The following is a 25473-nucleotide window of genomic DNA, read 5'->3' as shown; positions in this document are numbered from 1 at the left end:
GGCCGTCCGGTCAGGCATGGATGTGGGGATGCCAGCGGACGGGTTCGTCACACAGCTCGACGATGTTGCCTTCGGGGTCCATGAGCTGGGCGACCCGCCAGCGCGGGGTGTCGACGCCGTCGATGACGACCGGGGCGACGTGGACCGGCTCGACCCCGCGCTCGGCGAGTTCGGCGAGCTCCGCCTCCATGTCATCGACCTTGAAGGTGAACAGGACCTGGTTGCGCTCCCAGCCCTTCAGCGGCGGGTTGCCCGACGGGCCGTTGTCGTGCCGGCCGATGAGCACCAGGATGCACGGCCCGGTGTCGAACACCGTGGACTGGTCGGTGGTCGCCAGGACCTTCAGGCCGAGACCGTCGCGGTACCAGGCGGTCATGGGACCGATGTCGTGGGTCCACACGAGGTTCCAGCTGATCGCTCCGAGTGGCATGGCGCGTGGCCTCCTTCGTGGAATGCGGGCGGGGAGGGAGAAGAGGCACCGAACGTCCGCGAGGGCGCCGCGGGACGGCGGTCAGCCGACCGCCGCGACCCCGCCGTCGACGACGAGCGCCGCGCCGTGGACGAAGTCGGCCGCGCCCGAGGCGAGGTAGACCGCGGCGGCCCCCATGTCGACGAGCAGGCCGTTGCGGCGGGCCGGGGTCCCGGCCGCCGACTCCTCCGCCGCGCCCGGCCGGTTCAGCAGCCAGTTCGTCGGCGTCTGGATGCTGCCCGGCACCAGGCAGTTCACGTTGATCCCGTGCGGAGCCAGCTCACCGGCGAACACCTTGGTCAGATGCTCGACGGCCGCCTTGCTCGCCCCGTACACCGACGAACCGGGGAAGGCCCGCCGGCCGGCGACCGAGCTCACGGTGATGATCTTTCCTGGGCGGCCGTCCGCCAGGAAGTACCGGGCGGCCGCCTGCACCCCGAAGAAGGTGCCCTTGAGGTTGAGGTCCATCTGGGCGTCGAAGTCCTCCTCGGTGACCTCGACCAGCTCCGCGGGACGGAACACCCCGGCGACCGTGACCAGGATGTCCAGCGCCCCGAAGTGCGCCACGGTCGCCTCGACGACCGCGGTGTTCGCGGGGACGTCCAGGACGTCCACCTGGATGCCGGTGACGTGCCCCGGCCCGGCGACGGCGGTGAGGTCCTCGACCACCGCGTCCATGCGCGCCTTGTCCCGGCCGGCGACGACCACCTTCGCCCCGGCACCGAGGAAGGCGCGGGCGATCCCGATGCCGATGCCCTGGGTGCCGCCGACGACGAGAGCCACCTTGCCCGCCAGCAGCGCGCCGGGCAGCGGCACCGCCGCCTCGCCGGCCGCCATCAGGACCGCCCCCGGGTCGGGTTGCGCCGGCTGCGCGGCTTGATCAGCTTGTCCGGTGTCTGGATGTCCCGGGCGTGCTCGCTGAAGAACTTGCGGAACATCGTGATCTCCAGGTCGGGCCGGTAGAGCCGCTCCCGGTCCCAGCCGTTCTCCTTCTCGTAGAACGTCTGCATGCTCTCCCGGGCCTTGTTGTCGTCGATGAGGAACTTCTCGACGGTGGGCACGTACCACTCGACCCGGCCGGTCTCGCCNCGCCAGGCCTCGGCCTCCTCCTCGGTGGCGCAGGCCTTCGCGCCGAACATGAAGGAGCGGGTGGTGTTCTCGTCGATCGGCACCAGCCAGTCGAACGTGATCATGTTGGACGGGAAGTTCACCGTCTCGTTGCACGAGGGCAGCCAGATCCCGACCTCGATCGGGGGCATCGCCAGGAACGCCTCCACCAGTTCCTCGCGGGTCTTCCCGACCGCGGCGGGGGCGGTGTAGGTGGTGTCCGGGCGGCCGTTCTTGCCCGGGATGACCGCGGAGAAGATGAGCTCGGTCGTCGCCGTGCAGCGGGAGAAGCCCTTCGGCCCGGGTGCGTCGACGACGTAGGTGACCTCGCCGGCCTCCTCACCCTTCTTCGCCACGTAGCCGAAGGTCATCGGGAAGCCCGACTCGATGACGTACGGCGACCAGTTGTGGATGAAGTGGTGGCCNGGGTCGAAGGAGTTCTCCAGCNCGAGCCGCCAGTTCGCCCGCACGACGCCCGGCTCGCCGTAGTGCATCACCGTGTCCGGCGCCAGGAAGCTGGCCGGGACGTCGGCCTCCAGCGGCGGTGGCTCCTGGTCGCCGATGTAGACGAAGATCAGGCCCTTCGCCTCGACGATCGGGTAGGCGCGCACCCCGGTCTTGCCGGCCAGCGCACTGCCNGGCTCGTTCAGGATGCAGCGCAGGTCACCGTCCTCCATGTCGAAGGTCCACGTGTGGTACCAGCACGTGATGGTGTCCTCCGACAGCACCAGCGGCCGCTCCGAGAAGCGGGTGCCGCGGTGGGCGCAGCGGTCCTCGACCGCGTACAGCTTCCCGTTCTTGCGGACGAGCAGGATCTCCTCGCCGAGCATCTTCACCACATGGGTGCCGCCCTCGGGGAGCACGTCCGACAGCGCGGCCGGGTACCAGTACTCGCGCAGGCCGAGGTCGGCCTCCAGGTAGCGCTGCCAGGGCCGGGCCCGGCGCGGCGGCGCCTCGGCCCGGTCGACCTGGTCCCGGGTCTGCTCGGCGAGCTCGTTGGCCACGGCGGCACCCGCGGCGGTCGGCAGCGTGTGCCGGGTCGGGGTCGATCCGTCCGCCGAGGCCTGCTCGGGAACGCTGATGCTCACGTGATCACTCCTCAGGAAGCCGGGCCTCGCGCCTCAGAAGAACAGCGGCTCGTCGCAGAGCTCGAAGATGTTGCCCTCGGGGTCGATGAACTGGGCGACCTGGCCCTCCGGCGCCACACCGTCGGCGGAGACCGTGGGCGAGGGGCCGTGCAGCAGGGTCGCGCCGCGCCGGGTCAGCTCGGCGATCACCCCGGTCATGTTCTCGACCTTGAACGACATCAGGATCCGGTTGCGCTCCCAGCCACGGGCCTCGCTGTCGCTGGACGGCCCGTTGTCCTTGCGGGCCATCAGCTCCAGGGTGCAGCCCCCGGTGTGGTACGCGGCGAAGTANGGCGAGGCGTTCTTCACCGGCAGGCCGAGGACACCCTCGTAGAACGCCCGCATGGTGGCCAGGTCGTCGACGTACACGAGGTTCCACGACAGCGGCCCGAGCAGCGGCGCCGGGGCGGCGGGCAGCGCGGCCGGGGCCGGGCTCTCAATGGCTTCGGTGGTCACTGGTTCTCCTCCAGACGGTCGCCGGCGACGGGCGGGTGCCGGCGGGGGCCGCCATGCGGGCGGCACGCGGACGGGCTGGACGGGCTGGGGCTGGACGGGCTTGGGGGCTGGACGGGCTTGGGGGCTGGACTGGGGGTACTGGACGGTCAGACGGCGGCGACGAGCGGGCTGCCCAGCCGGGCGGCACCGGTCTCCACCTGCAGCTCCTCGATCACGAACCGGCCGTGGTCCAGGATCTGCCGGTCGTCGAGCCACACGCTGCACCCGCGCACCGGGACGTCGGAGTGCGCGAGGGTGAAGCGGCTGCCGCCGGCCTCGTTGTTGGGGCCGGTGGAGAACAGCACGTTCCCGGCGAAGCAGCGGCCGTCCATGCCCTGGGTGGCGGCGCGGTCGAGCAGGGCGAGCGCGTTCCAGCGGGCCTTCTCGTTGAGCCCCCAGCCGATGTGCGACATCGCGAAGCCCTCGGGGTCGCCCCAGCTCTCCAGGTAGTCGCGGTACAGCTCGGCGTCCGCGCCGNGGCCCTCGATCGAGCGGATGAACCCGTCCACGACGTCGATCGTGATCGGCGAGTTCACGTAGGTCTTGAAGGGGAAGATGATGTCACCACTGTTGATCACCCAACGGCCGTTGGCGCTGCCCTCGTTCGGGTAGGCCGCGACCAGGCCGGCGCTGAGGTGCGCGTGGGTTCCCGGGCCGTTGGTGAAGCCCCAGCCGCCGCCGGCGCCGAACTGGCCCAGCCCCATGGTGATGTCGGTGCCGGCGTCCGACGTGATCCGGATCTCGCTGGCACTCTTGAACAGCGCGGTGCTGAACTCCACCCGCCGGCGCAGGTCGTCGGTCGGGAAGAGCCGCTCCAGGATCTCCGGCGGCTCGGTGATCATGAGCATGCGGGTGCCGGCGGCCAGGATCTCCTCCTGCTCCGCCGAATGCAGCAGGATGGACAGGTCGACCACCATGTCGGCGGCCTTGAGCGCCTCGACCACCGGGCGCAGTCCGGTCAGCCCAGTCAGCCCGTACACCTCACCCACTCCGGGGACGAGGCCGGCGGACCGGCTGATCGAGGGCAGCATGACCGTGAAGACCCGCGCGCCCAGGGAGGCCGCGGCGGCCTGCGTCGTCTCCACGTAGAGCGGCGGGGACTGGGCGTTGCCGAGCACCGCCACCGTCTCGCCGGGGCGGACGTCGCAGCCCTCGAGGGCGCGGCGGAACAGAGTCGTGAGGGTGCCGCCGTCGGCGGCCTGGTTGGGAACGAGCACGTTGCACCTCTCACCGGTCTGGCGAAACCCGGCTCTTCGCTCATGCGGGTGGCCGGTCGGGGCGGGTTTCCACCGGCCCGCGAGAAACCCACGAGCCGCCGCGCCCCGAAACGCGGCAGGAATTCGCGATGTGCCGCCGGCCGGGCGCCCGGCCGGCGACTTTGATGGTCCGTCCCCGATGTTTCGGCGGCTTGTCCCGTCGGTCTCGGGGGGATGAATTCGTGTTCCAGAATGCCTCGGCTGGTAACCGGATCACGCGGGCGACGCTGACCGCGCGCGGCCCGGCGGTCACGCTGGCGAATAACTTCGCGGCGCGCGCCGCGGAGATGTGCCGGCGGGCGCGATGCGATCCGGCACAGCCCTGCCCAACCCCACGGAAAAGGGCGCGGGAAAAGGGCGGGAAATCAGGCGGAACGGATCGTGTTCTGGGTGGTGCCCACACCCTCGATCTCGACGGTGACGACGTCGCCGTCGGCGAGGTAGACCTTCGGGTCGCGGCCGTGCCCGACACCGCCCGGAGTTCCGGTGGTGAGGACGTCACCCGGGACGAGCGTCATGAACTGGCTCACGTAGCGCACGATCTCGGCCGCCGGGAACAGCAGGTCCGAGGTGCGCGACTTCTGCATGACCGCACCGTTCACGAGGGTGCGCAGAGCGAGGTCGTCGGCATTGTCGAGCTCGTCCGGGGTGACCAGCGCGGGACCGAGCGGAGTCGAGCCCTCGAAGGTCTTTCCCTGCAGGAACTGCAGGGTGCGGAACTGCCAGTCGCGCATCGTGATGTCGTTCATCACGGTGTATCCGGCGATCGCCTCGCTGGCCGCCTTCGCATCCGCGAAACGGACCTTCGTGCCGATGACGAAGGCGAGCTCGCCCTCCCAGTCGACCTCGTTGGTGACCGGCGGGATGACAATGTCGTCGTGCGCGCCGATCAGCGAGCTGGCGTACTTGGCGAAAAGCGTGGGGTGGGTCGGTGGCGTACGACCCATCTCCCGCAGGTGGGTCGCGTAGTTGAGGCCCATGCAGACGATCTTCGGCGGCTCCGGCACCAGCGGGGCCAGGTCTGCGCCCTCGAGCGCGACGGTCTCGCCGGCGGCTGCGGCCGCCTCGCGCCAGTCCGGCCCCGAGGCGATCAGAGTGCCCACGCTCGCGAACGGGAGCAGGACGATCTCATCGCCCTCGACGCGACCGGCGGCGGTCTGGCCGTCGGGACGACGGACGGTGGACAAGCGCACGATTACTCCTCTGGTCGTGTGATCAGGTCTGTTGCCCGGCGACAGCGCCCGGTGTCAGCTGGTCGCGGCCACCGGGACCGGGGCTTGCGCGGCACTGCTCGGGAAGGCCGGCATGACCTCGGCCGCGAACAGCTCGAGGGTGCGCCNGGCGTCCGCGAGCGGAGTCGCCGCGAAGTTGATCTGCATGGACGGTTCGATGTCGCCGAACGACTCGAAGGTCGCGGCGACCTGCTCGCGCACGTTCGCCGGGGTGCCGACGTAGACCTGGGCCTTGTCCTCCAGCTCGGCCAGCGACTTCTTGCGCATCCCGGTGATCATGTCGGCGTAGCCGGCGTACTGGGCGGGGCTGCGCTCCATGTACGCCTCCCAGGTCGCGGCCATCTTGTCGACGTAGTCGGCGTAGTACACGGCGGCGTTGCGCCGGGCCCGGTCACCGTCGTCGTCGACGAAACAGTGAATTCCCATCTGGATCCGCTCGGAGCCGGCCGGGTAGCCCGCGTCGAGGCGGGCCTGCCGGTAGAGATCGAGCAGCCCGGCCACCTTCTCGTTCGTCGACGTGAAGGGGATGAACATCAGGTTGAAGCCCTGGCTGCCGGCCCACACGAAACTTTCCGGTGTGGACGTCGCCGCGATGAAGACCGGCGGGTGCGGCCGCTGGTAGGTCAGCGGGAGCATACTCACCGGGCCGAAGCGGTGAAAGGTTCCGTTCCAGACGACGTCGGTCTCGGTCCACAGCTTCAGGACGGCGGCGATGCCTTCCTGGTGCCGGGCCCGGCTGGTGTCCATGTCGACCTCGAAGGCCTCGAACTCGCCCGGCAGGAAGGCCCGCGCGAAACCGACGTCGAGCCGCCCGTGGGACAGGTTGTCGAGCATCGCGAGCTGACCCGCGAGCTTGATCGGGTGGTTGAAGGCGGGAATGTTCGCGCCAGTTATGAGCCGGATACGTTCGGTTCTGGCGGCGACCGCCGCCAGAAAAGTCACGGGATCCGGGCTGTACCCGCCGTACGGGTAGAAGTAGTGTTCGACGATCTTGACTGACGAGTATCCGAGGCGATCCGCGAGGATCGACAGGTCCAGCGCCTCGTCAAAGAACTGGGCGGCCGACTTCTCCGCTGGCGAGACCGTCGGGAAGAAGTTCACTCCGGCAAGCACCGGCACCTCCACTAACCATATCGTCTGTACACGGATAAATCAATTGTCGAAGCTGGTGTCGTAGCTCGCACGGGAAAGCGGCGCGCGGATGGGCGCGGCATCGGGACGAAGCACCCGGAAATGCGGTACACCTCAGGGCGGCTGACAGGGCCACGGATGCGGCCGGTCCGCTCCTGGCAACCCGACCCTATTTCTGTATACTGTCCACAATCCAACTGTCCAGTGCGGGTGGGAGAGATGAAAACGACGATCGGCGCGGCCTACCGCCCGCTGCGGCAGCTCGTCGCCGACGAGCTTCGCGGCCGCATTCTGCGCGGCGAGCTCACCCAGGGCAGCCGTGTCATCGAGGACCGCCTCGCCGAGGAGCTGGGGGTCTCGCGCAACCCGGTCCGGGAGGCGATCCGGCTGCTGGAGTCGGAGGGCCTCGTCGAGGTCACCCCGCGCAAGGGCGTCATGGTCACGGTGATCAGCCGCGAGGAGGCCGACGACCTGATCGAGGTCCGCGCCGCCCTCGAGGTCACCGCCGTGCGCCGGGCGGCCACCCGCGGCATCGCGTCCGAGATCGACGCCGAGCTGGAGGCCGTGCTGCGCGAGGGCGAGAGCGTCACCGAGGCGGGTGCCTTCGAGCGGCTCTCCGAGCTCAACGCCCGCTTCCACGACCTGCTCGCCCGCGCGAGCGGCAATATGCGTCTCGTCGAGGTCCTGCACGACCTCCAGAACCGGCTCCAGCTGCTCTTCTCCGCCGGGGTGTCGCGTCGTTCCGGCCGCGCCTGGGAGGAGCACCGGCGCGTCCTCGAGGCGATCCGTGCCCACGACGCGGACTGGGCGGAGGCCGAGATGCGCGCCCACATCAACGGCGCCGCCCACCGCTACCAGCGGGAACAGCCCAAGGTCTAGTTCGCGGCGCGGCAGCCGCGACCCGGCCGCGGCTGCCGCGGCGGAGGCTGCCGCGGGCGATCGAGTCCCGGTCAGCATGGCGAGCCCGGTGCGACCAGCGGCCACGGGTGGTCGCGCTCGACGCTGGCGGCCAGCTCCAGCAGCAGGTCGTCGCGGTGATGCGGCGCGAACAGGTGCAGGCCCACCGGCAGGCCGGACGGGCCCGTCCCCGCCGGAATGGAGATCGCCGGGCAGCCCGAGACGTTCGCCAGCGTGAGCGGCCCCGGCTCCGGGGTTCCGGTCTCGGCGTCGAAGGCCTCCCCCGTCGTCGGGCAGGCCACCAGATCGACCTGGTCGAACAGCGACGCCATCGTCTCGATGACGTCGGTCCGGTAGGTGTCCAGCTCGGTGAGCACCCGGGCGTCGAGCCGGTCGGTCGACTCCATGACCGCGCGGATCTCGTCGGTGAGCTCGTCGGCGCAGTCGGGCCAGTAGGGGCCCAGGATGCGCCGGATACGCAGCGCCGCGATCGCCGCGAACGCCGCCGACGGGCCCGGCACCGCCGGGAGCGGCAGGTCCACCAGGCGCAGGTCGGCGGCCCCGACCAGCGCACGCAGCGCGTCCTCGACCACGGCGAGCACGCCCCCGGCCACGTCGGCGCCGCCGAGGCCGGGCAGCCAGGCCACCCGCAGGCCCGTGGTCGGCACCGTCCCGAGACCGGCCTCGAATCTGGGGGTCAGCGGGGCGCTGAACGGGTCGCGCGAGTCGAAGCCGGCGGTCAGGTCGAGGGCGCGGGCCAGGTCGCGGACGGAGCGGGTCAGGGTGGTGGTGACCACGGTGAACGGCTCCAGCACCGGTTCCGGCCCGCCGGGCACGATCCGCCAGGTCACCTTCAGCCCGGGCAGGCCGCACAGCGCGGCGGGCTGGCGGGTCGAGCCGCCGCCGTCGGTCGAGGTCGCCAGCGGCAGCAGCCCACCGGCGACGACCGCGGCACTGCCGCCCGACGACCCGCCGGCCGCCGCGGTCAGCCGCCACGGGTTGCGGGTCACCCCGTGCAGCCGGCTGAGCGTGTGCGCGCCGCGGGCGAGCTCACTGGACGTCGTCTGCACCACCGGGATCGCGCCGGCCGCGATCAGCCGCTGGACCTGGGTGGAGTTGCGCACGGAGCGGCGGCCCCGCAGGGGCACCGACGCGTCGGCCCGCGGCCACCCGGCGACCTGTTCCAGTTCCTTGACGGCGAACGGCACACCGGCGAGTGGCAGCGAGAGGTCGACCTCCCGCGCCGCGCGCCGGGCCGCGTCGGCGTCGACGTGGCAGACCGCTCCCAGCCGCGACCGGGCGACCGCGGCGAGCGCGGCTTCCAGCTCGGCGGCCGGGTCGTGGTCGCCGCGGCGGTAGCTGTCCACCAGCGCGATGGCGTCCCCCGCCCAGGGCGCGGGCCCGCTCGCCGATCCCGCCGCCGGCGTCACTGACGGCGGCGGGACCGGTGCGGGGACGGTCGCGCCGGCAGCGGAGTCCCGCCCGCTCAGCACGGCCCGTCCAGCTGGGACGGCCCGTAGTGGCGCAGTTCGACCACGTTGCCGTCGGGGTCGCGGATGTACAGCAGGTCACTGTTGCCGTAGGCGCCGTACCGGTGGAACGGGCCGCCCACGACGTCGAACACGCCGGAGGTCGCGAGCTCGGCCAGGTCGCACGGCTCGATGACCACGCAGAAGTGGTTCACGTTGCGCCCGGCTCCGCCGCGGGGGGTGCGGGCGTCGAGGTCGATGATCACGCCCGGTGCCACTTCCACGGACGGGAACGGCGCGCGGCCCTCCCGCCACTCCTGCAGCCGGTGGGTCCGCATCCCGAAGTTGTCGACCCACCACCGCACGGAACGCTCGGGGTCTTCGACGTTCAGCACGATGTGGTCGAAGGCCTTCGTCACGATCGGTGGCCGGACTACTGGCAGCGATTCGGTCTGGTTGCCCACGGTCACGTACAGCCTCCCAGCTCACGGCGCAGGTGCTTCGCGGTCTTCGGCTACTGTATACCGACTTGCCCGGCGGCCCGCCAGCCCCCAGAGCGCTCGTTCACTGGGCAAACACGGTGTGACATGCATGTTTCGTAGGAGCCGGGGGCTTTCCCGCGAGACCGCAACAGTCTTACCGTATACAGTCGACGGCAGCCCAGCGGGCGCGTCCGACCTGCGAGGCGGACGAGCACCTGAAGGTGGGGGGCGCGGCGAACACGTGGAGTAATGCCACGAGTGACGGAATCGGGTTCGGCGGCAAGTGATGTTCGGCGGCAAGCAATGAGGAGGGCACGATGACGGTGGACCGGTCAGCGGAGATCGAACGGTCCCGAGTCGAGTTCAGCCGCGCCCGGCGGGCGCAGGCGGCCGGGCGCCAACTGCAGGTCTCGTCCCGGCGGGCCTACGAGCTGCTGCGCGCGGGCCTGCGCGCCGGGCACTTCGACCGGCCGGAAGAACTGGCCGAGAACACCCTCGTCAGCTCGCTGGGCATCAGCCGCAACTCGGTGCGACGCGCGCTGACCATGCTCGCCGACGAAGGACTCGTCACCCGGGCACCCCGCCGGGGCACCACCGTCCGCCGCGGCATCGTGCAGGTCAACGAGGGCGAGATGCTGCCCCGGGAGCTGTACGGGGAGGAGAACTGGCGCCGGCTGGAGATCGAGGAGCTCGGTCAGTGCGTGGTGCCGACGACCCGGCTGCTGCGGGAGCGCCTGGAGCTCGACGACACCGAGGTCCTCATGACCGAGCAGGTGTTCCGGCTCGACGGGGAGCCACTGTGCGTCCGCGCCGGCTACGTCCCGATGCCCGCGGCACCCGAGCGGTACTTCGCCGAGGTCGTCGCCATCGACCACCGCCCGCCGCGGTACGAGGCCCTGTTCGAGCGGCTCTTCGACGCCCCGTACGGCGGCGGGCGCGCGGTGGTGGAGGCCGTCCCCTGCGAGGAGCGCACCGCCCGGCTGCTCGAGGTCGCCCCGGGCACCCCGGTGCTGCTGCGCGAGGTGGTGGTCCGCGACAGCAGCGGACGCCCGCGCGACCTGCACTGGACGCACTTCCGCGGTGACCGCGTCGCCCTCTCCTTCGGAGTCGACGCCCCGGCCGAGCCGACCAGCCGGATCGCGCCCGCGAACCGGCCCGCGGCCGCGTCTCCCCGGGCCGACGTTGCCTGATTCCAGCCCGCCCGACCAGCGGGTCGGGCAGACGCGCGAACGGTCCGTGCCGCTGGCCGCGATGGTGCTGTTCGGGGCGATGACCGGGCTCGGCCCGTTCTCGATGAGCGTGCACCTGCCGGGCCTGCCCCACATGGCCGACGACCTGCGCACCAATCCGTCGTCGATCCAGCTCACCATGACCGCCTGCGTCATCGGGATCGCGGTGGGCCAGGTCCTCGCCGGCCCGCTGTCGGATGCCACCGGCCGCCGCCGGCCGCTGCTGAGCGCGATGGCCCTCTACGCCGTGGCCTCCGCCGCCTGCGCGCTGGTGTGGTCGGTGCCGGCGCTGGCCGCGCTGCGCTGCGCGCAGGGAATCTTCGCCGGTTTCGGCATGACCATCGCCCGCGCCGCGGTGCGCGACCAGGCCGAGGGCCAGCGGCTCGTGCGGCTGTTCGCGCGGATGGCGCTGATCAGCGGGCTGACGCCGATCGTGGCGCCGAACCTCGGTGGCGCGTTGCTGGTCGTCACCGACTGGCGCGGTGTCTTCCTGGTCCTCGCCGGGCTCGGTGTCGTGCTGGGGGCGGCCAGCGTCGTCGCCGTCCGCGAGACCCTGCCGCCCGAGCGGCGCGTGCCGCTGCGGCCGAAGGCGACCTACCGCACCTACCGGATGATCGCCACCGACCGGTCGTTCCTGACCTCCGCGCTGATCGTCGGGCTCGCCTACGGCGCGATGTTCTCCTACGTCTCGTCCTCGTCCTTCGTGCTCACGGAGGCGTACGGGGTTTCGACGGCCCAGTTCGGGCTGCTGTTCGCGCTGAACGCCCTCGGTTTCATGGGTGGCAGCCAGCTCGGCGCGGGGCTGTCGGCGCGCTTCGGCTCGCACGGCGCGCTGCTGCGCAGCCTCCCGGTGGCGGCGACCGGCGCCGCGCTGATCATCACCGGCGCGGTACTCGACCTGGCCCCGCTGGTCATTGCGGCGCTGTGGTTCACCGTCGCCTCGATCGGCATGTGCATGCCGGTCGCCTCCGCCGAGGCCATGCGCTCGCAGGCCAGGAACGCCGGGACGGCGGCCGGGCTGCTCGGCCTGGTCCAGTTCGCGCTCGGCGGCCTGGTCGGCCCGCTCGCCGGCGCCTTCGGGACCGACAGCGCCCTGCCCCTGGGCACGACGATGCTCATCCTGCTCGGGACCGCCTGTCTGCTGTGCACCCGGGCCGCCCGCCAGCCCGAAACCGCCACGGCCCAGCTGCCCACGGCCCAGCTGCCGACACCACAGCCTTTGACACCAGGGCCACTGGCACCACAGGAACTGGCACCGCAGCCGCCGACAACGGCGGCCGCACCGGGCGCGACCGCGCGTCCTGAATAGATTTCGCGGCCCGCCCGCGAATCCCACCGGCGCAATGCCCCGGTGTCCTCGCCGACCGCTTCGGCCGGAAATCAGCACCGAATTCGACCCGGTTTCCCGCCTGCTCCGGCAGGTGCGGAACCGCCCTGCTCCAGACCTGCCTCCCACCGGCCGGCCCACCAGGTGTCCGGCGGCGTAACCAGCGGAAACATACTGCGGCACAGCATGTTCAGCGGCGTTGACCAGGCGCAAAGCACGGGTTACCGGCCCCGCGTACCAGAGAAACACAGCTTCTCAATTATCTGGTTCGAGGCCCGTCACCGCGGGGCTTCGGGGCAGCGATCGACCAGAGGGTGGCCTGCGATGACCACTAGCACCGTGATCAGCGACACCGCACCACACCGCACTCTCGCCGAGGAATCGGAACCACCGATTCTTCGGGTCGAGGGAATGACCGTCCGCTACGACTCGCCACGTGGCGCCGTCGTCGCCGTCGATGATGTCGGTTTCTCGCTCGGGCGTGGCGAAAGGGTGGCGCTCGTCGGCGAGTCCGGTTCGGGGAAGAGCACGCTCGGCCTCGCCCTGGCGGGTTTCCTCACCCAGCCGTCCGTACACATCACGCACAGGAGCCTGGAATTCGACGGGGCGCCGGTGTCCCGCACGGTCCGCACCCGCATGCCGCGGCGGACCCCGGGCCTGTCCATGGTCTTCCAGGACGCGATGACCACCCTCGACCCGGTCTGGACGATCGGCAGCCAGCTCGGCGCCGTCATCCGGGCCGAGCGGTCGGCCGGTGACGGCGCGGCCGCGGGCTACCGGCGTCGTTGGCGTCATCCGCGGCAGGAGCGGGCCGCGGTCGAGGAGATCTCGCGGTACTGGCTGGAGAAGGTCGGGCTGCACGACACCGAGCGGGTCCTGACCGCCCGTCCCTACGAGCTGTCCGGCGGGATGCGGCAACGCGCGATGATCGCCATCGCACTGTGCGGGGCGCCCCGGCTGCTCATCGCGGACGAGCCGACGTCGGCGCTGGACGCCTCCCTCGCCCGGGACGCGATGGAGATGCTGCTCGAACTCACCCAGGAGTCGGGTGCGTCCGTGCTGGNGATCAGCCACGACATCCTGCTCGCGCAGGAGTACACCGACCGCACCTTCGTCATGTACGGCGGCCGGATCGTGGAGAAGCGCTGTTCGGCGAAGCTCTCCGAAACGGCCACCCATCCGTACACGATCGGCCTGCTGCGCTGCGTGCCGACACTCGACAGCGCCGAGCTGGACGAACTGCCGACACTCGCCAGCATCACCGCGGCCGCCGCGGGCACACCGCCCGCGGCGCCGGCCAGTCCGCCGGGCAGCACCGGCCCCACCGCATCGCCGGCCGGCACCGCGCCCCCGGTCTCCGCAGCGGCTCCGGTGACTCCGGTGGCCGTCACCCCACCGCCACAGCGGCGCCCGCTGGCGCCCGTCGAATCCGAGAAGGGGCAGTAGCGTGGATGCGTTCGCGCAGCTGGCAGCCACCTCGGTGGTGAAGCACTTCGGGCCCGCCCGCAACCGGCACACCGCCGTCGACGGGGTGTCGCTCACGGTCGAACCAGGCCAGCGCATCGGCATCGTCGGCGAGTCGGGGTCCGGCAAGTCGACCCTGGCACGGATCATGGTCGGCCTTGAGACCCCCTCGGCCGGCACGGTCACGTTCAACGGGACGTCCCTGCGCTCGCTGTTGTCGATGCGCGCCTCGCGGGTGGAGCTGCGCCGCGAGGTCCAGTTCGTCTCGCAGGACACCACCTCGTCGTTCGACCCGCTGCGCACCCTGCGCGACTCGATCCGCCAGCCGGCGCAGCGCCTGCTGGGCCTGGACCGGCGCGCCGCCGACGCCAAGGTCGACGAGACGGTGGCGTCGCTCGGCATGGCGCCGGCGCTGGTCGACCGCAATCCCGCGGAGGTCTCCGGCGGGCAGCGGCAGCGATTCGCGATAGCCCGCGCCCTCGTCGTCCGGCCGCGGCTGCTCGTCTGCGACGAGGTCGTCTCCGCCCTCGACGTGTCGGTGCAGGGCTCGATCCTCAACCTGCTCAAGCGGTACTGCCTGGAGTCGGGGGCGGCGCTCGTCTTCGTCTCCCACGGCCTGCCGGCGACCGCGTTCGTCTGCTCGGAGCTCGTGGTCATGAAGAACGGCCAGATCGTCGAGCACGGCGACACCCACCAGGTGCTGCACGCCCCCCGCCACCCCTACACCACGGCGCTGCTCGCGGCGTTCCGCGGTGGCGGGGCTCGCACCGCCGCCTGAGGCCCCCATCCGCAGCGCCCGCAGCGGGCCCCACCTCACCGACCATTCCGCTTCAGCCCGGAGAAAGGACACCGGCCCCATGGAGATCCTGCGCCGACATCGGTGGTGGCTGGGCCGCATCGTCGCGCTCCCGTTCCAGCTCCTGGTGTTCGCGGCGGTGTCGTTCCTGCTGGTGCAGAGCATTCCCGGCGACCCAGTCGCGGTGCTGACCGGCGGGCAGGCCACCGAGGCCAACCGGGCCGCCATCGAGAAGGAGCTCGGCCTGGACGGCAGCCTGCTCCACCAGCTCCTGCACTACCTGGGTGACGCGATGCGGTTCGACCTGGGCGACTCGATCATGTCCGGGCAGCCGGTCGCCGAGGAGTTCACCAACCGGCTGCCGGCCACCGTGGAGCTCGCCCTGATGGGAGTGCTGCTGTCCATCGTGGTGGCGGTGGCACTCGCCTGGCTGGCGGTGCTGCGGCCGAAGAGCCCGCTGGCCTTCGCGGTACGCGGCTTCGCCCGGATCGCCGGCGGCCTGCCGGAGTTCGCCGTGGCCGTCGCCGCGGTCTTCGTCTTCTACGCCACCCTGCACTGGGCACCGGCACCGCTCGGACGGCTCTCCGGTGACGTGGAGGCGGTGCCGAAGGTCACCAAGATGCCCTTCCTCGACACCCTCCTCACCCTGCGGCTGGACGCCACCTGGTCGATGCTCGGCCACCTGGTGCTGCCGGTGGGCGTGCTGGTGGTCTGCCAGAGCGGTGTCCTGATCAAGATGCTGATCGGCGGGCTGGAGGAAGCCGTGGACTCGGCGCCGACCCGGTTCCGGATCGCGGCGGGCGCGTCGGCGGCGACGGTGCGGGCGAGTGTGTTCCGGCGCGCGCTGCCGCCCGCGGTGACCACCTGCGGCACGCTGTTCGGCTACACCCTCGGCGGCGCCGTGATCATGGAGTCGATCTTCGGCTTCGCCGGCATCGGCGGGTACCTCGCGGATGCGGTCACCTCCGGTGACATTCCCGCGATGCAGGGATTCCTCGTGATCGTCGCGGCGGTGTCCCTGCTGGTGTTCCTCGCCGTCGACCTGATCAACATGACGCTCGATCCGCGCCGGCGGCCGGGCGTACGGGCGGAAGGGTAAACGATGGCTGTCATCGACACCGCCGAGCTGCCGGAGGCCGCCGGCAGCAGGCCGGAGACCATACCGGCCGGGGCACCGGGCACCGGCGGCACCGCGCCGGGCACGGGCGCCGGCAGCGGCAACGGCGCCCGCTCGCGGCGGGCCGGCTGGAGCGGGTGGCTGCTGCGCCTGCTCCCGCTCGCGCTGCTCGCCGTGATCGTCGTCATCGGCCCGTGGGTCACCCCCTACGACCCCGAGCGGATCGCGGGGCCGACGTCCACCGCGCCGAACGGCGACTACTGGTTCGGGACGGACGGGTCGGGTCTGGACGTGTTCTCCCAGCTCCTGGCCGCCACCCGCACCAACGTCGGGGTCGCCACCATCGTCGTGCTGCTGGCCACCGCCGGTGGCGCGCTGCTCGGCCTGCTGACCGGGATGAACGAGTCCTCGCGGGGGCCGCGCGGCATCCTCGCCCGGCTGGTCGGCCGCGCGGTCGACTTCATCCAGGCGGTGCCGGGAATGCTGGTCGGCCTGGTCGCGGTGGCCTTCTACGGGGCCTCGCTGACCACTCTCATCGGGACCCTGGCCATCGTCCTCGCACCGTTGCAGGCCCGGCTCGTGCGCACCGAGGTGCTGCGGGTCCGCTCCGACGCCTATGTGGACGCCGCCCGCCTCGCCGGCATGAGCGAGCTGCGCCTGACACTCCGCCACGTCCTGCCGAACTCCTGCCGACCGGCGCTGGAGAACATCTCCGTCATCTTCGCGGTGAGCATCATCCTCACCGCGTCGCTCGGCTTCCTCGGCGCCGGGCTCCCCCCGCCGCAGCCCGAATGGGGCTCGATGATCGCCCGCGGAGCGACCGACGCCGCCGTCGGCCGCTGGTGGCCCGCCACCTTCCCCACCATCGCCCTGATCCTCACCGTCGCGGTCATGGCCTCCTCGGCCGCGAAGCTGTTCGGCCGTCGCGGCTGACAGCCCGGCCCGCGGCCGCGTCGAGGCGGCCGCCGTTCGACATGCCCGTCACCTTGTCACCTCACCCTTCGACAGGAGTTCTCTGATGCCTGCCCAAAACACTCCCCTCCGAGGGGGTCACGACCCCTCCGGTGGCCCGGGTGTGCCCCGCGGCCGCCGCCTTCCCCGCCGCCTGCGCCGCGCCGGCGCGGCGCTGACCGCCACCGGCCTGGCCGTCAGCCTCGCCGCCGCCTGCTCCGGTGATTCCGGCTCGTCCTCGTCCGGCGCCGCAAGCGGAGTCGACAGCATCGTCGAAGCCGTCGCCTCCCTGCCCACGGCGTACGCCTACGACGCGGGTGCCTTCACCTACGAAGGCTTCGAGTTCCAGATCAACACCCAGGCGCAGCTCGTCCGGAACCCGATCGTGACCGCGGACCGGCCCGGCGGGTCGAAGGAGGAGAACTTCTTCGAGTTCGAGGGCGAGCTCGCCGAGAGCTACGACGTCAGCGAGGACGGGCTCACCTACACCTTCCACCTGCGCAAGGGCGTGAAGTCCTACGCGGGCAACGAACTCACCGCGGACGACGTGCTGTGGTCCTACGAGCGGAAGTGGAACTCGACCTCGGTGGCGCCGTTCATCTCGGCACCGGCGATCGTCGACCCGGAGCGGCAGTTCAAGAAGATCGACGACTACACGGTCTCGATCACCATCGACCGGGCCGGTGACGGCTTCACCCTGCTCTCGCTGCTCGCCAACGTCAGCGGCGACATCTTCGACAGCGATCTGCTGAAGGAGCACGAGACCAAGGACGACCCGTACGCGGTCAAGTGGTCGGCCGAGACCGGGAACTTCGGCTACGGCGCCTACGTCCTCGACAAGGTCGAGGCCGGGCAGAGCCTGACGCTGAAGGCCAACCCGAACTACTGGGAGGGCGAGCCGGCGATCAAGACGATCACCCAGCGGGTCGTCGCCAACCCCGGCACGCGCACCAACCTGCTGCGCAACGGTGACGCCGACATCGCCGTCCAGCTCCGCCCGCAGGACGTCGACAGCATGAAGGACGACAGCAAGCTGCAGACGTTCAACATCGACTCGATCGAGTACGTCAACACCAACGTCAACACGACGAAGGCGCCGTTCGACAGCAAGCTCGTCCGGCAGGCGCTGAGCTACGCGATTCCCTACGACCAGATCATGAAGGAGGTGTTCCTGGGCCGCGCCGAGGCGATGACCGGATTCATCAACCCGCGCTACCCCGGATACTCCTCCGACGGTCTGCGCACCTTCACCTATGACCCCGCGAAGGCCAAGTCACTGCTCACCCAGGCCGGGGTGAACAACGTCTCGGCGAAGATCCTGATCTCCAACAGCATTCCCGCGCTGGAGGAGGCGGCGGTCCAGATCCAGTCGTACGCAAAGGACGCCGGGTTCAACTTCACCGTTGACAAGCAGCCGGCCGCCTCGGTGGAGGACCAGCGTTCCAACGCCACCTACGACATCCAGCTCGTGACCGACCGGGCGATCAGCCAGTCCCCGCCGTACGAGCTGCTGCTGGCATTCACCGAGGACTCCCCGCTGAACNCCACCAACTGGGCCAGCGAGCCCTTCTACGCCGCCGTCGACAAGGGTGTCGCCGCGGGTGACGCGCTCTCCCCCGAGGCCGGCAAGGCCTGGAACGAGGCGCAGAAGATCTGGCANGACGACCAGCCCACGATTCCGATCGCGTTCATCCAGCCGAACGTCGTCTTCGCCGCCGGCATCGACGGCTACTACTACCGCTCGGAGAGCGCGATCGACTTCGCCGCGCTCTCCAAGACCCAGTAGTCGCCAAGCCGGTACCACTCCCCCCGCGGCGGCGGACTCCACCGCCGCCGCGGGGCACCGCGGGCCCGCCCGGGGGGGGCACCGCGACCCGCCGCGACTCCGCGAACCGCCGTGTCGGCGCAATCCTCCCGGCACGGCGGTTCGTTTTCCGCCCAGGCAGCGGGAGTTTCCGGCGGCCCCGGCCGCCGGCGGCGGCGTAATGCCGGACGAACCGGCCGGCACCCGCCCCGAAACACCGCCGGGGTTTTCTCACAGAAACAACGGGCCGCCCCGCCGAAAGGTTGTCGGACGGCCACGGATCGGGCCCAGCGCCCCAGGACGAGGAGAGAGCATGTTCCACATGGGCTGGTTCGTCGGGTCAGGCTTCAGCGTCCAGTCCTGGCGCGGGACCTGGGGGGGATCCGGCGCGCGGGAATGGATGAAGCCCGACCTCTACGTCGACGTCGCCCGCTCCCTGGAACGGGCCTGCTTCGACTACATGATCTTCGAAGACGGCCTGATGATCCCGGACGCCTTCCAGGGCAACATGCAGGCCTACCTGAAGTACAACATGGAATGCCCGCGGCACGACCCGACCGCGCTCATCGGCATTCTCGGCCAGGCGACCTCACGCATCGGGCTCATTCCCACCATCTCGACCTCGTTCTACCCGCCGTTCATGGCGGCCCGGATGCTGGCGACGCTGGACCACCTCACCGAGGGCCGGGTCGGCGGCAACCTCGTCACCTCCTCCAGCCACCGCGCCGCGCAGAACTTCGGCTACGAGAAGCACTTCGAACACGACCTCCGCTACCGGATGGCCGACGAGTGGATCGACCTCGTCGGCAAGCTGTGGGAGTCGTGGGAGCCCGGCGCCGTCGTCTTCGACGAGGAGACCGGCACCTTCGCCGACCACACCAAGGTCCACACGGTGGACTTCGAGGGCGAGTTCTTCCGCTGCCGGGGCCCGCTGAACGCGGTTCCCGGCCCGCAGGGCCGCCCGGTCATCTGCCAGGCGGGCGGCTCCCCCGCCGGCCGCGAGTTCGCCGCCCGCAACGCCGACACGGTCATCTGCGTACCGCTCGGCGTGGAGGCGATGAAGGCCTACCGGGAGGACATGTCCGCCCGGCTCATCGCCAACGGCCGCAAGCCGTCCGACTGCAAGGTGCTCTACCTGATCCGCCCGGTGCTCGGTGCCACCGACGAGGAGGCGCAGGAGAAGCGCCGGCGCATCCGGGCCGCCCAGCACACCGACGACGCCGTCGCGACCCAGCTCGCGGTCATGTCGTACTTCTCCGGGCTCGACTTCTCCCAGTTCGACCTCGACAAGCCGCTGCCCGACCTGACCGGCCAGGTCAACGGCCACCAGTCGTCGATGTCGCGGTACGCCAAGGACAGCGAGGACGGCAAGACCCTCCGCGAGCTCGCCTCCACCCACGAGACCACCGTCTCCCTCGAGCTCGTCGGCACCCCGGACACGGTCGCGGCCAAGATGGGCGAGGCGATGGAGGAGGTCGGCGGCGACGGCTTCCTGATCTCCAACGAGCTCGACCGCCGCGGCATCGCCGAGATCGCCGACGGGCTGGCCCCCGCGCTCAAGCGCCGCGGCCTGATCCGCGAGTCGTACACGCACGAGCACTTCCGCGACAACCTGCTGGAGTTCTGATGTTCCACCTCGGTCTTTTCGCCGGCTGCGGGGTGCAGTCCTGGAAGGACATGTGGTCCGGCGAGGGCGCCACCGAATGGATGAGCCCGCAGCTCTACATCGACACCGCGCGGGCGGTGGAGCGGGCGGGTTTCGACTGCATCATCCTGGAGGATGCCCACTTCGTCCCGGACATCCTCCGCGGCAACACCGACTTCGCGCTGAAGAACGGCTTCCACGCGCCGAAGATGGACCTGTTCGTCATGACGCCGTTCATGCTCAGCGCGACGAAGCACCTCGGCATCCTCCCCACCCTGACGACCACCTTCCACCCGCCCTACATGGCCGCCCGCACCCTGGCCACCCTCGACCACCTCTCCGGTGGGCGCGGCGGCGCCAACCTGGTGATGTCCCACAACGACCGCACCGCGCAGAACTACGGGCTCGACGGCCAGGCCGACCACGACCTGCGCTACGACCAGGGCGACGAATGGGTGCAGCTCGTCTCGGAGCTGTGGAACTCCTGGGACGCCGACGCGCTCACCATCGACCGGGAGAACGGCGTCTACGTCGACCCGGCGAAGGTCCACGAAATCAACTTCGAGGGCCGCTTCTACCGCTCGCGCGGACCGCTCAACTCCCTGCCGCCCCCGCAGGGACGTCCCGTGTTCTCACAGGCCGGCGGATCGGGCCGCGGCAAGGACTTCGCCGCCCGCAACGTCGACCTGGTGATGACGAACGTGACCGGCGTCGAGACGATGAAGGCCTTCCGCGACGACCTGGTGGCCCGGCTGGAGAACTTCGGCCGCAAGCCCGACTCCTGCAAGGTGATGTTCAACGTCTCGCCGGTGCTCGGCGAGACCCAGCGGGAGGCCGAGGAGAAGCGCGCCGCCGCCCTCGCCGCCCACGAGGCGAACATCGAGATCAACCTGGGCTGGATGTCGTACTACAGCGGCATCGACTTCGGGAAGTTCGACCTCGACGCCCCGATGCCGGCGATGCGCACGAACGCCAGCCGCAGCACCGCCGAGAACCTGCGGGAGAAGAGCACCGGCATGACGCTGCGCGAGTTCGCGTCGTATCCGTCCGCGGGCGCCGTCGAACTGGTCGGCACCCCGGACGCGGTCGCCGCGCAGATGGGCGAGGTGATGGACGAGGTCGGCGGCGACGGCTTCCTCATCCAGCAGCCGATGTTCCGCCGCGCGATCAGTGAGATCACCGACGGCCTGGCCCCTGCGCTGCGCCGCCGCGGTCTCATCCGGGACGGCTACTCCTTCCCGCACTTCCGCGACAACCTGCTGGAATTCTGACCCGCTGCCGGTAGCAGCCTGATCGCCGGAACTCACGCGGGCCCGCGGGTGGCAGTCCCCTCACCCGCGGGCCGCGGCGCGCGCCCGCTCGTCGCCGGACAGGCGACCGGATCCGCCCTACCGTCACCTCCAGCGGCCGTCCCCGACCCCAGCGGCCGTCCCCCGGCCGTCCCCCGGCCGGCCACCCACCGTCCACCCGTTCGAGCGCCCAGCGGAGGGCCCCATGGATCTCGCCGTCGACCTGCCGATCTGCGCCACCTGCGGCGTGCAGTACGGGGCACCGCGGGCCGACTGCCCGGTGTGCGAGGACGAACGGCAGTACGTCGGCTGGGACGGGCAGCGCTGGACCTCGCTGAAGACCCTCTACTCCGAGGGGTTCCACGGCCGGCTGGAACCGGAGGGCCCGGGGGTGTACGGCATCGGGTCGGAGCCGAAGATCTCCATCGGCCAGCGGGCCCTGCTGGTCACCACCCCGGCCGGCAACATCCTCTGGGACTGCGTGCCGTTCCTCGACGACGACCTGATCGCCCAGGTCAAGGCGCTGGGCGGCATCAGCGCGATCGCCGTCAGCCACCCGCACTTCTACGGCTCCATGGTCGACTGGAGCCACGCCTTCGGCGACGTCCCCATCTACGTCCACGCCGCCGACGAACAGTGGCTCGGCCGCCGCTCCCCCGCCGTCGAACTGTGGACGGGTGACACCCTCTCCATCGGCGCGGGACTCACCCTGGTCAACGGCGGGGTGCATTTCGACGGCGGCACCGTGCTGCACTACGCCGACGGCGAGAACGGCCAGGGCGCGCTGTTCTCCGGCGACATCCTGCAGGTCGTTCTCGACCGCCGCTACGTGAGCTTCATGTACTCCTACCCGAACTACATCCCGGAGCGCCCGGAAACCGTCCGCCGGGCCGTCCGGCTGCTGGAACCGTTCGCGTTCGAGGCCATCTACGGCGCCTTCTGGCAGACCATCGTCCGAGCCGACGGCCACGCCGCCATGCACCGCTCCGCCGACCGCTACCTGCACTTCGTCGCCGACCCGGCCCGCCCGTCCTGACCGCTGCCCAGCCGTTTCCGTGGCCCGTGCTGCACTGGGGCGTCCACCCCGGCGGTGCGGTCGCCTTCGTGCGTGTCCCGCAGCCGCATTCCCGCTCCAGAAGCTGATGTTCGGAAACCTGCGGGCGCAGGTCGGGCAGGTCGGGCAGGTCGAACACCTGCCGGCGTTCGGTGCGGGTCACCGGCCGGTCGGCCAGCGACGTCCCGCACCCCGAGCACGGCCCCGGTTCGTGCCTCCGCCGGCTACTCACAACGCAGCTGCAGCACGAGCCGAACGGAACGTTCACGAAGCTCATCGGGGTACTTCCTGGGAGTGGGCAAGACTCGATCCTCTCGAATGGACCGGTCTCCACCGAACCCGGGGCGGTTCAGGAAGACCCCTGCCGAGGCGATGAACGACCAGCTACTTTCACTTCAACTGCCTGGTGTTGCGACGACCGGTTGAGTTCGGTCAATATACGTCTATCCGCTACACCGACCGGCTCGTCGAAGCCGGAGCGAAACCGTCGGTCGGCAGTGTCGGAGATTCGTACGATAACGCGCTCGCCGAATCCGTGAACGGGCTGTACAAGACGGAGCTTGTCCACCGCAAGGGGCCGTGGCGCACCGCGGACGATCTCGACCGTCGTGCAACCGACGGTCCTCCTCCAGCATGAACGCCTTCGGTCGCCGGCGGTTCTCCATCGCGCGCCGCTGGGCGTCCGCCGCCCGGTAACTCGCATTGCCGCCGTTCCGCGTCACCTCACGGCTGATCACCGACTGGCTGCGATGCAGCAGCGCCCCGATCGCCCGATGCGACAACTCCGCCGCCAGCCCCCTGGAGATCGACTCCCGATCCTCCAAGGTCAACTCCACGCCCCGCACCCAGCCCTCCGATCAGCAGATCACCCTTCTACCAGGGCTGATGCACTGACCGTTTGAGACCGCCGTCTTCTAACTCGCGGACCTCTCGAGAATGTGCACGCCGCAGGCGTTGCCAAGGCCGATGACGTGGGCGAGGCCGACCCGCGCGTTGTCGATCTGGCGGTCACCGGCCTCACCGCGCAGGTGAGTGGCGATCTCCCAGACGTTGGCGATTCCGGTCGCCGCGATCGGGTGGCCCTTGGACTCAAGGCCACCCGACACGTTGACCGGGGTCGTTCCGTCCCGCCAGGTCGCGCCCGAGTTGAAGAAGTCCACTGCACCGCCGACCTCACACAGGCCGAGGTTGTCGTAGTGCACCAGCTCCGCGGTGGCGAAGCAGTCGTGCAGTTCGACGAGGTCCAGGTCCTCCGGGCCGACACCCGCCTGCTCGTACGCCTGCGCGGCGGCGGCCCGGGTGAGTGTGTTGACGTCGGGCAGCACCTGGCAGGCCTCCTGCCAGGGGTCGCTGGTCAGCACCGATGCGCTGATCTTCACAGCCCGGCGCTGCTGCTCCAGCGACAGGGTCCGCAGTTTCGACTCGCCGACGAGCACGGCGGCGGCGGCACCGTCGCAGTTGGCCGAGCACATCGGACGGGTGTTCGGGTAGGCGATCATGACGTCATTCATGATCTCGTCGAGGGTGAACCGCTTCTGGTAGGCGGCCAACGGGTTGAGGGTGGAGTGCGCGTGGTTCTTCTCCGAGATCCGCGCGAACAACTCGAAGCTGGTGCCGCCGTACTTGTGCCCGTACTCCATGCCGATCTGCGCGAACACCCCGGGCATCGTCTCGGTGCCGACCCGGCCGTCCAGCGCCGCGACCGCACCGAAGCGTCCNTCGCGCGACCAGGTGTCACCCTCCGCCGCGCGGGCACCCCCGGCGAGCAGCCCCGCGCCCGAGAGCTTCTCCGCACCCACGGCCAGGCCCACCTCCGCCTCACCGGCTCGGATCGCCATCACGGCGACCCGCAGTGCGGTGGCGCCCGTGGCGCACGCGTTGGCGACGTTGAACACGGGGATCCCGGTCTGCCCCACCTGCTTCTGCAGCCGCTGGCCGAAGGAGCCCGCGGCGCCCATCAGATTGCCCGCGGCGAGCACGCCCACGTCCCGCATCCGCAGGCCGGCGTCGGCAAGGGCGCCACGGATCGCCTCGGCACCCAGGTCGACGGTGTCGAGTGCCGGGTATTTGCCGAACTTCGTCATGTGGATGCCGAGGATCCATACGTTCTCCGCCATCGGGTCTCCTGTTCTCCGCCCTCAGGCGGCCGGCTCGAACGCGTACCCGACGGCTTCGACACCCGCCGCGTCGGTACCGATCGGCACGGTGGTCAGCCGCACCTTCATACCCAGCCGGACATGCTCCGGGTCCGGCGGGACGTTCACGATGTTGCCGCGGACGCTCGTGCCGCCGCAGTCGACCACCCCGGCGACAAAGGGCACCGGAATCCCNGGCGCGGCGAACGAGACGATCGTGAAAGCCCGGAGCTCACCCTCGTCCGGCACGTCGACCGTCCGGAACTCCGCCGCCTCGCAGGCCGCGCAGGCGTTGCGCCGGTCGAAGTAGCGGGCGCCGCAGGCGACGCATTCCTGTGCCACCAGACGCGGGCCGCCCGCCAACACCAGATAGTCGACGAGGGATATCCGCTCACTCATATGTCCTCCGCACTGGACCAGCATCTGGTGGGCCGCCGGCCCCGGTCAACCGCGAGCGGCCTGGAGCGGGCGCGGCTCACCACGTTCGACGGCTCATCTTCGACGGGCTCAGAAGCCGACCGACAGGTACACCTTCATCGACTGCCACCCGAACCGGGAACCGCGGGTATCGCGATGGCAGCCGACCAGCGGCCACGAAGCGGGAGGCGGGAGGCGGGAGTTCCCGTGCCGCTTCTCAGCGGGGCGTGGTGGCCAGCCGTTCCAGGAAGTCCCGGNAGCCGCGCAACGCATCGCGCAGGGTGTCCGTCGACGGCGCACCGTCCTCACGCCACGCCGCGCGCAGCCGCTCCTGCTCGCGGCGCACCGCCTCGGTGAGCTGAGTGACCGCGTCGTCGAGGACCCGGTCGGCCTGCCTGACCGCACCCCGGGGGTCATCGACGAAGGAGAGCAGCGCCTCCTGCCACCGCTCCCGCAGCCGGGCGGAAGCCGACGGATCCGGCTCGGATGCCGTCGGACCCGAGTCGGTGTCGGTGTCGGTGTCGGTGTCGGTGTCGGTGTCGGAGGCCGTCGGGCCCGGGTCGGAAGCCGTCAGGTCGGG

General features: G+C 70.7%; 18 protein-coding genes and 11 pseudogenes. 12 read left to right on the top strand and 17 right to left on the bottom strand.

The window, feature by feature from the left end; translation table 11 throughout:
- Nucleotides 1-10: 10 nt before the first annotated feature.
- The 10 genes and pseudogenes from UG55_RS00200 to UG55_RS00170 form a co-directional block, all read right to left on the bottom strand.
- A complete protein-coding gene (locus tag UG55_RS00200; RefSeq protein WP_066060964.1) occupies nt 11-430 on the bottom strand; it encodes a VOC family protein in 420 nt (139 codons plus the stop codon).
- Nucleotides 431-511: 81 nt separating this feature from the next.
- A complete protein-coding gene (locus UG55_RS00195) occupies nt 512-1306 on the bottom strand; it encodes an SDR family NAD(P)-dependent oxidoreductase (protein ID WP_066060961.1) in 795 nt (264 codons plus the stop codon).
- Nucleotides 1306-1557 (bottom strand): annotated as a pseudogene (locus UG55_RS30660) (ring-hydroxylating oxygenase subunit alpha); the annotation flags it as partial. The pseudogene UG55_RS30660 and the gene UG55_RS00195, both read right to left, overlap by 1 nt.
- Nucleotide 1558: 1 nt before the next feature.
- Nucleotides 1559-2001, bottom strand: a pseudogene (locus tag UG55_RS30655) (ring-hydroxylating oxygenase subunit alpha); the annotation flags it as partial.
- A 23-nt stretch (nt 2002-2024) separates the two neighbouring features.
- Nucleotides 2025-2187 (bottom strand): annotated as a pseudogene (locus UG55_RS30645) (ring-hydroxylating oxygenase subunit alpha); the annotation flags it as partial.
- A 28-nt stretch (nt 2188-2215) separates the two neighbouring features.
- A partial coding sequence (locus UG55_RS45035) for a Rieske 2Fe-2S domain-containing protein (protein WP_255360395.1) occupies nt 2216-2580 on the bottom strand: 365 nt, incomplete at its 3' end.
- Nucleotides 2581-2697: 117 nt separating this feature from the next.
- Nucleotides 2698-2994 (bottom strand): annotated as a pseudogene (locus UG55_RS30635) (chaperonin); the annotation flags it as partial.
- A gap of 1 nt (nt 2995) precedes the next feature.
- Nucleotides 2996-3072, bottom strand: a pseudogene (locus UG55_RS30630) (chaperonin); the annotation flags it as partial.
- 1747 nt (nt 3073-4819) lie between these two features.
- Nucleotides 4820-5647, bottom strand: a complete 828-nt coding sequence (locus UG55_RS00175) for a fumarylacetoacetate hydrolase family protein (RefSeq protein WP_066060948.1) — start codon at nt 5645-5647, stop codon at nt 4820-4822.
- Between the two features lie 147 nt (nt 5648-5794).
- The coding region (locus UG55_RS00170; RefSeq protein ID WP_242423504.1) for an LLM class flavin-dependent oxidoreductase at nt 5795-6811 on the bottom strand (1017 nt) is incomplete at its 3' end.
- A 225-nt stretch (nt 6812-7036) separates the two neighbouring features.
- Here UG55_RS00170 and UG55_RS00165 point away from each other — a divergent pair.
- Nucleotides 7037-7696: a GntR family transcriptional regulator gene (locus tag UG55_RS00165; protein ID WP_066060943.1), complete on the top strand. Its 660-nt coding sequence runs from the start codon at nt 7037-7039 to the stop codon at nt 7694-7696.
- Nucleotides 7697-7767: 71 nt separating this feature from the next.
- On the opposite strand, the gene UG55_RS00160 is transcribed toward UG55_RS00165, so the two are convergent.
- Nucleotides 7768-9207, bottom strand: coding sequence for an amidase (locus UG55_RS00160; protein ID WP_242423503.1), 1440 nt, complete (start codon nt 9205-9207; stop codon nt 7768-7770).
- Nucleotides 9201-9653 (bottom strand): VOC family protein, encoded by a 453-nt coding sequence (locus UG55_RS00155; RefSeq protein ID WP_066060940.1) that lies wholly within the window; start codon nt 9651-9653, stop codon nt 9201-9203. Before UG55_RS00155 ends, UG55_RS00160 begins: the two co-directional genes overlap by 7 nt.
- Nucleotides 9654-9982: 329 nt before the next feature.
- On the opposite strand from UG55_RS00155, the gene UG55_RS00150 reads away from it, so the two are divergent.
- The 11 genes and pseudogenes from UG55_RS00150 to UG55_RS26780 all read left to right on the top strand — a co-directional run.
- Complete coding sequence (locus tag UG55_RS00150; protein ID WP_066060937.1) at nt 9983-10855, top strand: GntR family transcriptional regulator; 873 nt, start codon at nt 9983-9985, stop codon at nt 10853-10855.
- Nucleotides 10848-12203: a multidrug effflux MFS transporter gene (locus UG55_RS00145; RefSeq protein WP_242423502.1), complete on the top strand. Its 1356-nt coding sequence runs from the start codon at nt 10848-10850 to the stop codon at nt 12201-12203. The genes UG55_RS00150 and UG55_RS00145 overlap by 8 nt, the downstream gene beginning before the upstream one ends.
- A gap of 204 nt (nt 12204-12407) precedes the next feature.
- A pseudogene (locus UG55_RS30625) lies at nt 12408-13284 on the top strand (ATP-binding cassette domain-containing protein); the annotation flags it as partial.
- A 384-nt stretch (nt 13285-13668) separates the two neighbouring features.
- Complete coding sequence (locus UG55_RS00135; protein WP_083986230.1) at nt 13669-14463, top strand: ABC transporter ATP-binding protein; 795 nt, start codon at nt 13669-13671, stop codon at nt 14461-14463.
- 79 nt (nt 14464-14542) lie between these two features.
- Nucleotides 14543-15580 carry an ABC transporter permease gene (locus tag UG55_RS00130; RefSeq protein ID WP_066060930.1) on the top strand — a complete coding sequence of 346 codons (1038 nt, stop codon included), beginning with the start codon at nt 14543-14545 and terminating at the stop codon, nt 15578-15580.
- 3 nt (nt 15581-15583) lie between these two features.
- Complete coding sequence (locus tag UG55_RS00125; RefSeq protein WP_066060928.1) at nt 15584-16531, top strand: ABC transporter permease; 948 nt, start codon at nt 15584-15586, stop codon at nt 16529-16531.
- Between the two features lie 85 nt (nt 16532-16616).
- Nucleotides 16617-18092, top strand: a pseudogene (locus UG55_RS00120) (ABC transporter substrate-binding protein); the annotation flags it as partial.
- Nucleotides 18093-18666: 574 nt separating this feature from the next.
- Nucleotides 18667-19980: an NtaA/DmoA family FMN-dependent monooxygenase gene (locus UG55_RS00115; protein ID WP_066060925.1), complete on the top strand. Its 1314-nt coding sequence runs from the start codon at nt 18667-18669 to the stop codon at nt 19978-19980.
- Nucleotides 19980-21269 carry an NtaA/DmoA family FMN-dependent monooxygenase gene (locus UG55_RS00110; protein ID WP_066060922.1) on the top strand — a complete coding sequence of 430 codons (1290 nt, stop codon included), beginning with the start codon at nt 19980-19982 and terminating at the stop codon, nt 21267-21269. The genes UG55_RS00115 and UG55_RS00110 overlap by 1 nt, the downstream gene beginning before the upstream one ends.
- Before the next feature lie 223 nt (nt 21270-21492).
- Nucleotides 21493-22323: an MBL fold metallo-hydrolase gene (locus UG55_RS00105; protein ID WP_066060918.1), complete on the top strand. Its 831-nt coding sequence runs from the start codon at nt 21493-21495 to the stop codon at nt 22321-22323.
- Nucleotides 22324-22774: 451 nt separating this feature from the next.
- Nucleotides 22775-22945: pseudogene (locus UG55_RS26780) on the top strand (IS3 family transposase); the annotation flags it as partial.
- 118 nt (nt 22946-23063) lie between these two features.
- On the opposite strand, the pseudogene UG55_RS46455 reads toward UG55_RS26780, so the two are convergent.
- From UG55_RS46455 to UG55_RS30610, 5 genes and pseudogenes are all read right to left on the bottom strand, one after another.
- Nucleotides 23064-23177 (bottom strand): annotated as a pseudogene (locus UG55_RS46455) (helix-turn-helix domain-containing protein); the annotation flags it as partial.
- Between the two features lie 78 nt (nt 23178-23255).
- Nucleotides 23256-24059 (bottom strand): annotated as a pseudogene (locus UG55_RS00095) (thiolase C-terminal domain-containing protein); the annotation flags it as partial.
- Nucleotide 24060: 1 nt separating this feature from the next.
- Nucleotides 24061-24458 (bottom strand): beta-ketoacyl synthase N-terminal-like domain-containing protein (locus UG55_RS30620; protein ID WP_304440370.1); only part of this gene is annotated, 398 nt, incomplete at its 3' end.
- A gap of 21 nt (nt 24459-24479) precedes the next feature.
- A pseudogene (locus UG55_RS30615) lies at nt 24480-24671 on the bottom strand (OB-fold domain-containing protein); the annotation flags it as partial.
- 1 nt (nt 24672) lies between these two features.
- A partial coding sequence (locus UG55_RS30610; RefSeq protein ID WP_242423501.1) for a zinc ribbon domain-containing protein occupies nt 24673-24875 on the bottom strand: 203 nt, incomplete at its 3' end.
- Between the last annotated feature and the right edge of the window lie 598 nt (nt 24876-25473).

The sequence above is a fragment of the Frankia sp. EI5c genome (assembly GCF_001636565.1).
Taxonomy (GTDB): Bacteria; Actinomycetota; Actinomycetes; order Frankiales; family Frankiaceae; genus Parafrankia.
Note: the sequence above shows the minus strand (reverse complement) of the source record. Positions and strands in the feature narration are given on the sequence as shown.

Excerpts from the sequence above, each read along its gene's own strand:
- UG55_RS00200 (WP_066060964.1), bottom strand. The coding sequence starts at position 430 with ATGCCACTCGGAGCGATCAGCTGGAACCTCGTGTGGACCCACGACATC.
- UG55_RS00195 (WP_066060961.1), bottom strand. The coding sequence starts at position 1,306 with ATGGCGGCCGGCGAGGCGGCGGTGCCGCTGCCCGGCGCGCTGCTGGCG.
- UG55_RS00165 (WP_066060943.1), top strand. The coding sequence starts at position 7,037 with ATGAAAACGACGATCGGCGCGGCCTACCGCCCGCTGCGGCAGCTCGTC.
- UG55_RS00150 (WP_066060937.1), top strand. The coding sequence starts at position 9,983 with ATGACGGTGGACCGGTCAGCGGAGATCGAACGGTCCCGAGTCGAGTTC.
- UG55_RS00130 (WP_066060930.1), top strand. The coding sequence starts at position 14,543 with ATGGAGATCCTGCGCCGACATCGGTGGTGGCTGGGCCGCATCGTCGCG.
- UG55_RS00125 (WP_066060928.1), top strand. The coding sequence starts at position 15,584 with ATGGCTGTCATCGACACCGCCGAGCTGCCGGAGGCCGCCGGCAGCAGG.
- UG55_RS00115 (WP_066060925.1), top strand. The coding sequence starts at position 18,667 with ATGTTCCACATGGGCTGGTTCGTCGGGTCAGGCTTCAGCGTCCAGTCC.
- UG55_RS00110 (WP_066060922.1), top strand. The coding sequence starts at position 19,980 with ATGTTCCACCTCGGTCTTTTCGCCGGCTGCGGGGTGCAGTCCTGGAAG.
- UG55_RS00105 (WP_066060918.1), top strand. The coding sequence starts at position 21,493 with ATGGATCTCGCCGTCGACCTGCCGATCTGCGCCACCTGCGGCGTGCAG.